Source organism: Amycolatopsis sp. La24, from assembly GCF_029087445.1.
Classification (GTDB): Bacteria; Actinomycetota; Actinomycetes; order Mycobacteriales; family Pseudonocardiaceae; genus Amycolatopsis; species Amycolatopsis nivea.
In genome coordinates, this window is the sequence record NZ_JARACH010000010.1 from 39853 (window position 1) to 53511 (window position 13659).

10 protein-coding genes are annotated in these 13659 nt (G+C 68.6%); 5 read left to right on the forward strand and 5 right to left on the reverse strand.

What is annotated here, in order from left to right:
- The first annotated feature begins 582 nt into the window (after positions 1–582).
- Both PUT80_RS13130 and PUT80_RS13135 read left to right on the forward strand, forming a co-directional pair.
- Positions 583–3459 carry a BTAD domain-containing putative transcriptional regulator gene (locus PUT80_RS13130; RefSeq protein ID WP_275292102.1) on the forward strand — a complete coding sequence of 959 codons (2877 nt, stop codon included), beginning with the start codon at positions 583–585 and terminating at the stop codon, positions 3457–3459.
- A gap of 157 nt (positions 3460–3616) precedes the next feature.
- Entirely contained in the window at positions 3617–4300 is a 684-nt protein-coding gene (locus PUT80_RS13135) for a hypothetical protein (RefSeq protein ID WP_343076881.1), read from the forward strand.
- Positions 4301–4303: 3 nt separating this feature from the next.
- Here PUT80_RS13135 and PUT80_RS13140 read toward each other — a convergent pair whose 3' ends face one another.
- Positions 4304–4762 carry a DUF4396 domain-containing protein gene (locus PUT80_RS13140; protein ID WP_037811965.1) on the reverse strand — a complete coding sequence of 153 codons (459 nt, stop codon included), beginning with the start codon at positions 4760–4762 and terminating at the stop codon, positions 4304–4306.
- Positions 4763–4984: 222 nt separating this feature from the next.
- Between PUT80_RS13140 and PUT80_RS13145 the strand changes: the two genes are divergently transcribed.
- Positions 4985–5998 (forward strand): autoinducer 2 ABC transporter substrate-binding protein, encoded by a 1014-nt coding sequence (locus tag PUT80_RS13145; protein ID WP_275292103.1) that lies wholly within the window; start codon positions 4985–4987, stop codon positions 5996–5998.
- A 6-nt stretch (positions 5999–6004) separates the two neighbouring features.
- Here the strand turns inward: PUT80_RS13145 and PUT80_RS13150 are convergent, their stop codons facing one another.
- The 3 genes from PUT80_RS13150 to PUT80_RS13160 all read right to left on the reverse strand — a co-directional run bounded on the left by PUT80_RS13150 (position 6005) and on the right by PUT80_RS13160 (position 9665).
- Entirely contained in the window at positions 6005–7564 is a 1560-nt protein-coding gene (locus tag PUT80_RS13150; RefSeq protein ID WP_275292104.1) for an esterase-like activity of phytase family protein, read from the reverse strand.
- 91 nt (positions 7565–7655) lie between these two features.
- Positions 7656–8900, reverse strand: coding sequence for a serine protease (locus PUT80_RS13155; RefSeq protein WP_275292105.1), 1245 nt, complete (start codon positions 8898–8900; stop codon positions 7656–7658).
- A gap of 3 nt (positions 8901–8903) precedes the next feature.
- Positions 8904–9665: a DUF4239 domain-containing protein gene (locus PUT80_RS13160; protein ID WP_134732677.1), complete on the reverse strand. Its 762-nt coding sequence runs from the start codon at positions 9663–9665 to the stop codon at positions 8904–8906.
- Between the two features lie 515 nt (positions 9666–10180).
- Here PUT80_RS13160 and PUT80_RS13165 point away from each other — a divergent pair.
- Complete coding sequence (locus tag PUT80_RS13165; protein ID WP_275292106.1) at positions 10181–11203, forward strand: family 2 encapsulin nanocompartment cargo protein polyprenyl transferase; 1023 nt, start codon at positions 10181–10183, stop codon at positions 11201–11203.
- A 126-nt stretch (positions 11204–11329) separates the two neighbouring features.
- A complete protein-coding gene (locus PUT80_RS13170; RefSeq protein ID WP_275292107.1) occupies positions 11330–12475 on the forward strand; it encodes an MFS transporter in 1146 nt (381 codons plus the stop codon).
- Positions 12476–12488: 13 nt separating this feature from the next.
- Here the strand turns inward: PUT80_RS13170 and PUT80_RS13175 are convergent, their stop codons facing one another.
- On the reverse strand, positions 12489–13604 hold the full coding sequence (locus tag PUT80_RS13175) for a CapA family protein (protein WP_275292108.1): 1116 nt from the start codon (positions 13602–13604) through the stop codon (positions 12489–12491).
- Positions 13605–13659: the final 55 nt, after the last annotated feature.

A 13659-nucleotide genomic window follows, 5' to 3' on the forward strand; every position in this document is an offset into this window, starting at 1 on the left:
CTAGACGGCCAGCAACACCACCTACGAAGGTCGCACAATCCCATTCAGCAACACCAGAACCTCACCCATCTGCCGAGCGCATCGCCCAAGCCGCCATGAGGGCCACCCTCATTGACCCTGATTCCGTGAGGGGAACCCTCACGACCCACGACCAGCCCACCCCACCCGGGATGCACCCAATGCCACATTGGGGCGCAAGCCCCCACCACCACCAAACCCGCACCGGTGCACCCAACGAGCGAGGCACCCAGCCCCTCCCCCAACCCCGATACGAAGCTCATCTGCGGTCTGGGGGTGCTTGTCAAGGCATCTTTCCCGCCTTGACAAGCACCCCCAGACCGTCAGCACAATCAACCTTCGGGGTGCCCCACGCAACCACTCCGGGCGCAATGTCGCCGCCAGGCGACGAGCCGCCCGCGGCCCGCACATGAAAACAATTCACCCCACCCCAGCCGAACACCAAGCAACATCCACCCCCGATATCACCCCATATGGGGTATTCCTCCCCCAGTGGATCTAGGCAACCGCCCCAAACGCTCCTAGCATGCCGACCATGGGGACCTTGCCGCCAAGGCGGGTAAATTGATTTCGCTGACCTTCCGGATCCTGGGGCCGCTGGAGGTCATCGCCGAGGGCCGGGCCGTACCGCTGGGCGGCCCGAAGCCCCGTCTGCTGCTGGCCGCGCTGGCCCTCCAGCCCAACATCGTCGTGTCCACCGAAGCCCTGGTCGAAGTCCTCTGGCCGACCACCGCCCCCCGCTCCGCAGCGGCCAACATCCGCACCTACGTCCACTCCCTGCGCAGACGCCTGGCGGAAACCTCCCCCGACCTCGCCGACCGCATCACCAGCCGAGCGTCGGGCTACCTCCTCACCGTCGAAGAAGACGAACTCGACCACCTCGTCTTCACCCGCCTCGCCACCCAAGCCTGGGAATCCCAAGACGACCCGGAAACCGCATTAGCCCTGCTGGACCAAGCGCACTCCCTCTGGCGCGGCGAAGTACTGGAAGGCCTCCCCCACGATCCCACCTGGGGCCCGACCGTCGCGCGCCTGGACGAACTGCGCCTGGCAGTGCAGGAACAACGCCTGCGCGCCCGCCTGGATCTGGGTCGCCACAACGAAGTCATCGCCGAACTCCGCGCCCTCGTCACCGAACACCCGCTGCGCGAAGAACTCTGGCATCACCTCATCACCGCCCTTCGCGACGCGGGCCGCACCACCGAAGCCGCGGAAGCGTACGAACTGGTCGAACAAACCCTCGCCGACGAACTGTCCGCGAGCCCCGGCGCCGCACTCCGCGAACTCCGCACCACCCTCGAAGTCCCCTGCGCCAAAATCCCGCCGATCTGCCAACTCCCCTTGGATCTGCCCGATTTCACCGGCCGCGGCGAAGTCATCGAGCACCTGGTCGCGAAACTCCGCCACCACGCCGAAGCAGAACGCCCCACGATCGTCGTCCTCTCCGGCGCACCCGGCATCGGCAAATCCTCAATCGCCGTACGGGTAGCGCATGCCGTCCGCACCGTTTTCCCGGACGGACAGTTGCATGTGGACCTGGCCGGGACCTCGTCGTCGCCGCGCTCGCCCATGAGCGTCCTCGCCGAACTCCTGCGCGCCCTGGGCATTCCCGACTCCGGCCTCCCCCGGGACCTGGCCGAACGCTCCGCGCTTCTGCGTTCCCAGCTCGCCGGCCGCCGGATGTGCATCGTCCTCGACGACGCGGGCAGCGCCGCCCAGGTACGCCCGCTGCTCCCCGGCGCGGGCGCGTCCGCCGTACTGGTCACCAGCCGGATCCGCCTGCCCGACCTCGCCGGCGCGATGCCGGTGGACGTCGATCTCCTGCCCGAGCCGGAAGCCGCGCGGCTGCTGGAAGGCATCGTCGGCCACGAACGAGTAGCCGCCGAACCCGAAGACGCCGCGGCGATCCTGCGCCAATGCGGACATCTCCCCCTGGCGATCCGGGTAGCCGGAGCCAAACTCACCCACCGGCCGACTTGGTCTTTGCGCATCCTCGCCGACCGCCTCCACGACGAGCACCGCCGCCTGGACGAGCTGCGCGTCGGCGATCTGGCCGTCCGGGCGAGCGTGACTCTGAGCTACGACCTCCTGCCGATGTCCGCCGCCGCGGCCTTCCGTCGGCTGGGCGCGCTGGGCCCGGTGCAATTCCCCGCCTGGGCAGTCGCCGCGGTCCTGGGCCGCCCGTCCGCGGACGACGTCCTCGACGTGCTCGTCGACGCCCACCTGGTGGAGCTAGTCGCCACCGACGTCGCGGGACAACCGCGCTACCGCCTGCACGACCTCCTGCGCGTCTACGCCGCGGAACTGGCCGAGCCCGGCGAAACCCGCGCCGCGATCGGCCGCGTGCTCGAGGGATATCTGGCGCTGGCAGTAGAAGCCGCCGAACGCATGCCGATCCATTTCTTCGGCCAGTACCACGACGACACCGACTTGCCCCTGCCGCCGGAAGCCGATCGTCTGCTGACCGACCCCGCCGCCTGGTTCGCCGCCGAACGCGCCACCTGCGTCGGCGCCGTCGCGCTTGCCGCCGAACGCGGGTTCGACGACCTGACCTGGCGGCTCACCGTGGCCCTCACGCCGTACTTCGACCTCCGCGGCCATCAAGACGACTGGCACGCCACCCACCTGATCGCGCTGGAAGCGGCTCGCCGGGCGGGCGCGATCCGCGGCGAGGCAGTCGTCCAGCGCAACCTCGGCCAAGTCCTGCTGTACCAAGACAACGACGCGGACGCGATGGTCGCCTTCGAGGCAGCACGCGAGCTGTACCAACGGATCGGCGACCGGCAAGGACTCGGCGAGGCCTACGCCGGTCTAGGCACCGTGCTGCGGATGCAAGGCAAAACCGACCGCGCGCTCGAACCGTGCCACGAAGCGCTCCGGCTGTTCGGCGAGGCGGGCGATCCGCACGGCGAAGCGGTAATCCGGATCGCGATCGGCTCGATCTGGGTCGCGCGCAAGTGCTACGCGACTGCACGCCGCTGGTACACCGACGCACTCGAGCTGTCCTGCGAAATCGGCGACCGGCACCGGGAAGCCCATGCGCTGCAACGGCTCGGGCTCCTGAACCAGCGCGAGGGCAATCTCGCCGAAGCCCGCGAACACGTCACGCGCGCCATCGCCGTGTTCACCGATCTCGGCGACGACCACTGCGTCGGCTACGCGAACCAGAACCTGGGCGCACTGTGCCTGTACAGCGGCGATCTCGCGCACGCGCAACTGCTGCTGGTGAACTCGCTGAGCGTGCACCGCCGCAACGGCGACCGCCGGTCCGAGGCCGAGGTGTCCCAGCTCCTCGGCGAACTCCACTCCGCGCTCAGCCAGCCGGAACGGTCCCGCAGCTACGCCGAACGCGCGCGGGCGATCCGGCGCGAACTGTCCGCCGGCACCCCGGTCGACGACCAGCCCCGCAAGACCGGACCGCACCGGATCGTGTCCGCCTGACGCGCGGGCCCGGTTGCGCGGCCAAACCCGCGCGCCGGGCCACGATGCGCAGATGAACACCAGGAAAGCGGCTGGTCACGTCCTTCTCGCAGTGGCGGTTATCGCTTTGTCGACTCCGTCTCCCGCTTGCGCCAAACCCAAGCACGGCAGGAGAGCGTTGGAAAGACCGCTGACCTACCGCCTCTACGCGACCCGCGAAGGACTCGTCGGCGGCACCACTTCGAGCGGGCACCGGATCACCGAACGGGACCATTTCGTCGCGCTCCCGTCCACGAAAACGGTGTCCTCGAAGGGAAGAGGGACCTTCACCGTCCGGGTCTGCCGCACCGACGGCACCCGCTGCGAGTACGCGCCGGTGTGGGATGTCGGGCCGTGGAACGAACACGACGATTACTGGAACCCCGCCGACCGGCGCGCGACGTTCGGTTCACTGCCGCAAGGCGTGCCGGAAGCACAAGCGGCGTACCAAGACGGGTTCAACGGCGGCAAGGACGAACGCGGCCGCACCGTGCGCAATCCAGCCGGTCTCGACCTGGCCGACGGCACGTTCTGGGACGGTCTCGGCCTCGAAGGCAGCAGCTACGTGGACGTCACTTTCCTGTGGACCGGCAGCGCTCCGGCCACCGGCGTGGTGACCGGCGGCGCCCCGCTGATCGTGCACACGTCCGCGAGCAACGACGCGCCCTCGGCCGGCTTGGCCGCCGACTCCGCGCAGGTGCCGATCGAGTGTTCCGTGCAAGGCGATCCGGTGGACGGAACCACGCGCTGGAACCGGATCGGCCCCGGGCACTATGTGTCCGGGGCTTACCTCCGAGCCGACGCGGCCGTGCCGTCCTGCTGAGGCTCAGTGCTGGTGGTGGGCATGCACGACGGCGTGCCCGCGACCGCGGCCGATCATCCACTTGTTGACCGGAACCGTGACCACGAAGGCGATCGCGAGCGACAACGCCAGCGACAGCCAGAACAAGCCGCTCGACAATCCCGCGTCCATCGCGCCCGGGATCGCCACGACGACGGTGTTGTCGATGACCTCCATGACCGCGATCGACACCGTGTCGGCGGCGAGCGCGACCTTGAAAGCGGCACCGAGCGCGAGGCCCGACTTGAGCACGCCGCGCATGGTGAGCGCGTAGCCGAAGACGAACGCCAGCACGATGGACAGCACCACAGTGGCCGCGTTGTGCAGGCCGAGCGCGGTGCCGAGAACCATGCCGAGCACTTCGCCGATGGCACAACCGGTGAGGCAGTGCAGCGTCGCCTGGGCGGCGGTGGACCAAGACGCTCCGTGCTGGTGTTCGTTCATGCTGGCGACTATACCCCTTGGGGGTATCAAGAACGCAAGGTCGCCCGATGTGATGACTGTCGCCCGCCGCTGCCGTGCCAACCAGCCGACGGACGGAGAGGAGGCTGCGCCGTCCGGCGGTTGAACTCGCTTGCGTAACCGTTTGGTCGCGTTCGGTTGACCCCCTGCCGTCACTGGCCCTACCTTCGGCTGCCAGGTCACATAGCCGGGGAACGGTGGGGGATGCGAGGGCGGACCAAAACGCTCGTGCTGGGTGCGGCGCTCGTGGCGACCGCGGCGGCGATGGCGGCCAGTTGCTCGCCGGTTCTGTCGGACTCGCCCCCGGAGCAGGCGAAAATCGCCTTCGTGCCGAAAATCGGCGGCATCCCGTACTTCGACGCGATGAACGCCGGCGGCATGGCGGCCGCCAACCGGCTCGGCGCGAAGTGGCTCCTCCGCGCCCCGGCGTCGGTCGATCCGGCCGCGCAGACGGCGATCCTGCGCCAGCTCATCGCCGAACGCGTGGACGTCATCGCGGTCGCCCCGAACGATCCGGCGCAGCTGGCCCCGACGATCGCGGAGGCGCGGGCGAAGGGCATCCACGTGCTCACCACCGACACCGACGCCGCCGGGTCCCAGCGCGAGGTCTTCGTGAACCAGACGACGGCCGAGGGCATCGGTTCGGCGCTGGTCGACTCGCTGATGAAGAAAACCGGCGGCACCGGCGAGTACGCCATCGTCTCGTGCGGGCGCGCCGCGGCGAACCTCAACTCGTGGATCGAAGCCGAGAAAACGTATGCGGCGCAACGCTATCCGCAGGCGAAGCTGGTCGAGACGGTGTATGCCGACGAGGACACCACCACCGCCACGAAGCTGGCGAAGGAGATCCTCAACCGGCATCCGAAGCTCACCGGCATGATCGGCCAATGCACCACGGCGACGCCCGGCGTCGCGCGAGCGGTGCGTGATCAGCAGAAGATCGGCCAGGTCTTCACCGTCGGCACGGGCACGCCGCAGACGATGAAGCCGTATCTGGTCGACGGTTCCTGCTCCATGACGGTGCTGTGGAACGTCGAATCCCTCGGCTACCTCACCGCCTGGACCGCCGAGCAGCTCGCGACCGGCGCCCCGCTCCGGCCCAAGAACAACGTGAGCCCGGAACTCCCCGCGGTGCGCTACGACGCGGCCACCCAGACAGTCCTGCTCGGCGATCCCCTGCTGATCACGCAGAACAACGTGGATCAGTTCAAGTACTGACGGTCCTCAGCGCACGTCAATGGTCACGGTCAACGTGCGCGTCCGCGCCGGCAGCTTCGTCATGTCCACCTTCAGGTACTCGCCGTCGTCCTGACGGCCGTTCGGCTGCGTCTTGGCGTGCAGGGTGTAGGGAGCCGCCGAGTTCGCGACGCCGTCGATGCCGAAGTCGCTGTCGTTGCTGATCACCACGGTGCGGCCGCCGTCGGTCGCCGCGACGCCTTCGACCTTGTCGTGCCCGAAGAAGCCGCCGCTCGGGTCGAGCCCGGTCACCAGGCCGCCGACGTCGAGGAACAGCTTCTTCGCCGCGGGAGTCACCCCGACCTTCGCCAGCGCATCCTGAGCCTCCGCGGTAGTGGCCTTGCCGACGTACGCCTCGATGCTCTTGCCTCCGTCGACGAGCAGCCCGCCCTTCGCCGCGTCGTAGGTCGCGCCCGGCAGCTTCGCCGCGGGTCCGAGGTCGGTCGCCTTGCTCAGGTCGATCTCGAACAGCTTCTTGTACGCGCCGGGCTCGGCCCTTCCGTCGCGCTCGTCCACGAGGAACCGGGTCGCTGACAGCGCGGTGATCTCGGAGACCGCGGTGCCGGTCTCGTCCGGGTTGTCGAGCAGGTAGGCGTACTCGTGCGTGGCGCGGGTCTTCAGATCGACCGTCACGATCCGCAGCGCGGGAACCTTGCTGGGCTTCTTCGTGAGATCCGGCTGTTGCAGCGCGGACTGCATGATGCCGACGAGCGTCCGGCCGTCCGGAGTGAGCGCGAGCCCCTCCATGCCTTTGTTCGGCACGCGGTTCTTGAGTTCTTTCGGCAGCGACCCGTCGAACGGCGAGAGCCGCTCGATCGCCCGGCCGTCCGCGCGGAAGTGCGTGATGAACGGGCCGTACTCGTCCGACACCCAGAACGTCCCGTCGCGTTGCGCGACGAGCCCTTCGGAGTCGTAGCCGTTCGGCGACGCGGGCAGTTTCGCGCCGTCGCGGTCCACGATGGTCTCGCCAGTGTTCGCCAGCGTGTTGACCTGGCCGTTGTAGGGCTTTCCGTCGGCCGCGCGCAGCGGAATGTTCCGCTCCAGCACAGCTTTCCCGCCCTTGAGCCGGAACTTGCCGATGGCGGGCGTGAACGACGGCAGCGGCTCCACTTTGGACCCATCAGGCGCGTCGACGTTCGGGCCGCGGTCGGTGAGCCCGTAGAACTCGTCCCGCGAACCCGGCACCGGGGTGAGCGCGGACCCGTATCCGCCGCCGGTGATCTTGACGCCGCCGACAGTGCCGAGCGGCGGCAAGTCCGTCGGGTACAGCCGGACCGCGTCGCTCACGGTGTAGGTGAACGTGTCGCGTCCGGTGAACCCGGCGGCGGGCGTGTAGCGGAACGACCCGTCCGGGCCGATGGTCAGCGCGCCGTGCCCGGGATCGGTATGCCGCACCACCGCACCGTCGCGCTGCGCGTCGCCGCGCACCTGCAGCGTGTGCCCGGCCCGCACCCGGTAATGGTCGTCCGGACGGCCCTTGGCCTCGGCCGGTCCCGCGGCGGCCAGCGGCAGCACCAGCGCGACCAACCCGATCTTCACGCTTTTCATTCGGCTTTCTCCTCCTCTGGCGTCGTTTCGACGCCTGGGGGAGTCTTGACGGCCGAGTTGGACAGCGTCCGTCATCGAGACGACTGCCGCGTTAACGAGCGCGCCGTGCTCGAGCCGCTACCGCACCTCCTCCGACGATCAGCAGGACCGCGGTGATGCCCCAGCGCCGCTGCTTCTTGACGTTGTCGTGTGCTCTCGCCGCGCGTTTCTCGGGCAGTTTCGGGATGGCCTTCACCGGGGCGGCGCGCGACGGCGCCGGGGGCTGCGGCATCGGGATGGGCGGGATGATCGCGTCCGGCGGTTGCCGGGACGGGGTGGGGGTGACCGGATTCGGCGTGATGGGTGGCGGTGACGATGAGGACGGTGGAACGGACGACGGTGTGGGGCTCGCCGAGGTCGATGGCGTCGGGGACGGAGACGACGTCGGGGATGGCGGTGGCGTCGGCGTGGACGAGGTCGTCGGCGGGGCCGAGGACGACGGCGGCGGCGGGGGTGGCGGAGGCGGCGGGGGTTCCGCCAAACACCCGGCACCGTCGGACATGACCATCGGCGGCCCAGTGCTCACCTCGACCGCGGAACCGCCGTCCAGCCGGTACGTGACACTCCGCCCGTCGACCCAGTTCGCGGTTGCGTAAAGCTTGCGGTCCGACCCGAACACGACCGAACCGTAAGTCGCCTCCGGAAACCGCTCCCCCGGCACCTTCGCGACCTTCCCGGTCACCGGATTCACCGTGACCGCCGCGCCCTCGCCCGTGGACGAAACCCCATACAGCAGGCCGTCTTCGGAGTTGTACGCGAAATCGTCCACTCCGGACGCGAGCCACCACGGATGCAGCAACACCGGCCCAGTCGCGGTGAGATAACCGGAACTGTGCGGGTCGACGTCCACTGTGTACAGACTGGTCGCCCGCTTCACGTACCAGGAGTTGCCGGACATCGCCCCGGCCGTCGCGCCAGTCACCCAGCTCCATACTCCGTGGTGCGTGTCGCGGCCGACCCCGCCGAGGTCGGTCAACTCGCCGTCGGAGTCGATCCGCACCGCGTGCCAGCCGTCGCGAAATCGTCCGTCGGCGACGCCGTACGTCACGTCCTGCGCCGACGAATACGCGATGGCATTCAGCGCGAAGGGACTGTGGTGCAACAGATGTCGCGCACCGGAGGGCAAAGTCAACCGCACGATGTCGGACGACTGCCCGTCGCGGCTTTCGACCTGAAGCACCCGGCAGGACGTCGCGGCCGCGCGCTGGCGAGCCGGAGCGAGCCACCCCGACGCGACGAGCAGCCCGGCGACCGCGGCCGCGGCGGCCACCACAGTCAGGTACCGGGAACCTCGCACCGGTCAGCCGAGCCGCGAGATCGCCGAGGTGAACGCGTCCGGATGCACGTTCGCGCCGCCGGCGTAAGGGTTCTGCAGCTGGAAGATCGCGTACAACAGCAGCACGATCGTGCCGGCCAGCGTCGACACGATCACCAGGTGCGCGGCCATCCGCGTGCCGCCGAAGAGGTTGGGCAGCAGGATCGAGATGACGCTGCCGAGGATGAGCGCGAACCACATGACCGAGCCGACGCCGTCGGTTTCCGCGCCGGTGAGCCGGGTCTGCCGGGCCTGGTACACCTGCCAGAGCTGGGCGGCGGCGTCTTTCTTCCGGTCGTTCGTCCAGTCGTCGCTGGCTTGCGCGTTGGCGACGACGCGGCGCATCTGGTCGAGCTGCGTCCAGCCGGTGTCCGGGACTGGTCCGTCGTCGATGAGCCGGGGCCATTCCTGTTTCGACACCGTCGTCGCGTACGCGATGGCCAGGCGCCGCACCTGCTCGCCGGTGTCGCCGGGCAGCGCCTCGGCCGACCAGGTGGCGGCGACCAGGCCCTCCGCCTCGGTGTAGGAACCCTCGCGCGTGGCCGTGACGGCGTCGAAGAGCGAGATCAGCACGAACGCGACCAGCACCGCGTGCAGCCCGCCGACGATGGTGAACACCTGGCCCGCGGCGTCGTTGTTGTCGCGGCGGCCCTCGTCCCAGCCGAAGCGCCGGACGAGATAGCCGATCACCGCCGCCGCGATCGCCGCGCCGACGACCCAGAACACCCCGGTCACGTAGACGTTCATCCGGTTCCTTTCGCGCGGGTGAATACGCTGGCCGACGCTATCCAGCCGATTCCGGAACGGACAACGGCGGAACCCGCGATTCAGCCGGGTGGCCGTCCACCGCCCGCGCGGTTCGCCGGATCGGAGCAGCGGGCCGGGTACGCGTTCCCTCGATTGCTCTTGCTCGGCAAGGGAAACGCCTCGGATACCGCTGGCGCGCACTCGACCGGGTTACGGCAGCAGACCCACCGTGACGCGCTTCTCGTTGTCGACCGGACAACAGCACCGGCAATGTCCGAAAAGGAGCTTCGGCAAACAGGTGAATCGAACGCGCCTACCCGATCGAGTGATTGTCGAGGTCATCCTTCTTGCTAAGTTGATGCGCGGCGCCGCTTACCATTCGCATTCCTCTCCCGGAAAACACCGCTCCGCCGTGTTCCGGCGTTTTCGACGTTAGGTGGTTTCGCAGTGATCGTCCCGAGCCCCTCCGCACTGTCCACTGTGGCCGCCGCGCTGCGTCCGGAAGCGGTAGAACGATGACGACGGTGGACGCGCGCACCGGGGCCCGCTCCGTGGCCGAGGTGCTGGACTGGAGCCGGGGCCGCTGGGAACCGGCGATGCGGGCGGCGGTCGACCGGCTGCCCGGGTCGATGCGCCGGATCGCCGGCTACCACCTCGGCTGGTGGGACGAAACCGGAACGGCCACGAGCACGTCCGGCGGAAAAGCCCTGCGCCCGGCGCTGGTGCTGCTGTGCGCGGAGGCCTGCGGCGGAGACCCGGAAGACGCGATCCCCGCCGCGGTGGCCGTCGAACTGGCCCACAATTTCTCGCTGCTGCACGACGACGTCATGGACGGCGACCGCACCCGGCGGCACCGCCCCACCGCGTGGACCGTGTTCGGCACCGGACAAGCCGTGCTGGCCGGAGATTCCCTGCTCGCGCTGGCCTTCGACGTCCTGTCCGCGGACGGCCCAGCCGCCGCCCGCCTGCTGAGCACCGCGGTGCTGGACCTGCTGCACGGCCAGCACGAAGACCTGGCGTTCGAGCAGCGAACGAACGTCGAAGTGGCGGAATGCGTCCGAATGGCCCAAGGCAAAACGGCAGCCCTGCTGAGCGCGGCCTGCACCCTCGGCGTGCTGGTAGTCGGAGGCCGCGGCGAACACGTCGAACGCTTCAGCCGTTTCGGCCGATCGCTAGGCCTGGCCTTCCAACACGTCGACGACCTCCTCGGCATCTGGGGCGACCCGGCAGTCACCGGAAAGCCGGTTTACTCGGACCTGCGCAGCCGCAAGAAATCCCTCCCCGTGGTCGCGGCGCTCACCTCAGGCACGTCGGCCGGACAGGAACTGGCAATGCTGTACCGACAGCCGCTGCCGGACGACTGCCTCGCGAAAGCCGCGGCCCTGATCGACGAAGCCGGCGGCCGCTCCTGGAGCCACGCCCAAGCAGACGAACTGCTCGCCGACGCGTTGACCGCCCTCACCGCCGCCCACCCAGCCGCCCGCGCGACGGCCGAACTGACCGCGATCGCCCAGCTCATCACCCGCCGGGACCACTGAGGGGAGCGAACCGCAGCATCCGGGCAGACACCCTTTCACGAGGGTTGCCGCTCGGAGCTCATACCGAGCCGCCGCAGGCCGCTGAGACGCGGCGGATAAGGGGCTGCGCTGCGGTAGGGTTCGCCAGTGGCCAACCGCGAGTCGCGTCGCATTGCCGGACTCATGCTTGCCTCGATGGCGTCGCAATCTCTCATGGTTGTGCTGGCGCCAGCAATGGTTCGCATAGCCGAATCGTTCCACGCCTCAGTGGGTACCGTGAGCCAAGCTCGCGCGGTAGCGGCCGTCGCGGCAGTTGTCTCGTCTTTCTGGCTCAGCCCCCGGTTGAGCAAGATCGGAGTACGGCGAGCAATTCAAACGGGCGGACTGCTCTCGCTTGCCGCTTGCCTCGTCGTAGGACTTTCCGCGTCGCTGTGGATTTTCTGGCTAGCACATCTCATCGTCGGTTTGGCGGTGTCGTTTCTTCTTTCCGCCTCGTTCTCGGGTGCCGCTGCCGCCGAGTCCCCCGTTCGAACACTCGGCCTCGTGGCAGCGGCGAATTCACTGGCCTGGGTAGCGATCAACCCTCTTTCCGGGCTGTTCGCCCAGACGCTCAGCTGGCGGTTTTCCTTCTTGCTGCCAGCAGGATTTGCCCTGACCGCCATGTGGTGCGCACGATACGTACCCCCGACCAAGACACAAAGTCAGAGCGAAAGATCAACAGTATGGCAACTGCTGGCCGCGAAGCCAGCTCGAATGTGGATTCTCGCCGAACTGGCCGCCTACACCGCCTGGACGGCCACCATGACTTTCGTCGGCCCGCTTTTGATCCAACGAGGTCAGCTGTCGGAAACCCTCGCAGGCGTCTGCCTGGGTCTCGGCGCCAGCATGTTCTTCATCATCTCCAGCCGCGTCAAGAACCTTCTCTCCAGAACGAGCGCGAAAGCCGCCATCATCACTTCCTCCGCAGGCATGGCGATAACGGGAGGAGCGCTCTTTTTGCTCCCTCTTCCCACCGCACTGCTAGCCGTCCTGTTTTGCGTCATGTCGGCGTTCTGTGGAGTTCGCACCCCCGTCGCCAGCTTTATCGGCACACAGGTGGAACCGACTCGAACAGACGCAATGATGACCGCGAGGACCGCGATTACTCAAACCGGGTACCTCTTGGGCGCCGCGCTGGGCGGGGCGCTGCTGACCTGGTCCGGATTCGACGCGCTGGGCGTACTGGTGATGGTCGGCACCATCACCGGCGGCCTGGTGTTGTTCTTGAAAGCCCCCGTGCCGTCGGCCGCCTGAAGCCGCGGAACCGTCACCGCCCCGGTCGGCTCAACCCGTCATCCCCGGCACCCCGGGAAAGCACCACCTGGTCGGTGTTCCCGAGTGCTTCCTTCCCGCGCTCCGTCGGCGGCGCGGTCGTCAGGTCCCGCAACCGGATCGGCGGCCCGAGGTCGATCAGCGTCGGCACGTACTCGGCCTTGTCCACCGTCCACTTACCGCCCGCCCGGCTGAACCGGAACCGGGCCGCGACCCCTTCCTCCGTGGATCCGCGAGGTTCGTCGTGCCGCGCGACCTCGTTGCCGAGCCCGAACGCCACCCACTTGCCGCCGACCTTCTGGAACGGCTGCACCACATGCGCGTGATGCCCGACGATCAGGTCGAGATCCGGCGACGCCGTCAGCTTCTGCGCCAGCTGCTTCTGCTCAGCAGTCACGTCGTGCTGATATTCGACGCCCCAATGCAGGCTCGCGATCACGACCTCCGCCCCGGCCGCCTTCGCCTCGCGCGCCGCGGCAAGGATCTCGTCCGGGTCGATTTCGTTGGCCAGCCACGGTTTCCCGGCCGGCCGCTTGATCCCGTTGAACCCGAACGAATACGACAGCTGCGCGACCTTCACCCCGTGCACGTCCAGGATCAGCGGTTTCCCCGCCTCCTCCGCCGAACGCGCGGACCCGGTGTGCTTCAGCCCGGTCTGGTCGAGCTTGTCCAGCGTCCGCTGAACACCCGCCGCGCCCTGGTCGAGCGTGTGGTTCGACGCGGTGGAGCAGGTGTCGTATCCGGTGTCCTTCAACGCGTCCGCGATCTCCGGCGGCGCGCTGAACGACGGATACCCGCTGTACGGCCCGCCTTCCGGCGCGAGCGGCGTTTCGAGGTGGCAGATCCCCAGATCCGCGCCGGACACCAGCGGTTTGACCCCGGCGAACAGCTGCCGGTAGTCGATCTTCCCGCCGCCGTCCGCCTCGGCCTGCTCGGTGAGCCGCGGGTGGATCAGCACATCCCCGGTCGCCACGACGGTGAACGAGTCCGGCGATGCGGCCGCCGACGACGACGGTCCGGCCGAGGGCCGTTGCGGGACGGCTTCGCTCCCACACGCCGTCAGCATCAGCGCGACCCCGGCGAGGGCGGCGGCGCGGCGCATGTTCGTCATGATCATCCCCTTTGCCCGACTGCCCGGCACATCCTTCCTCATCACTCTTGTGGGT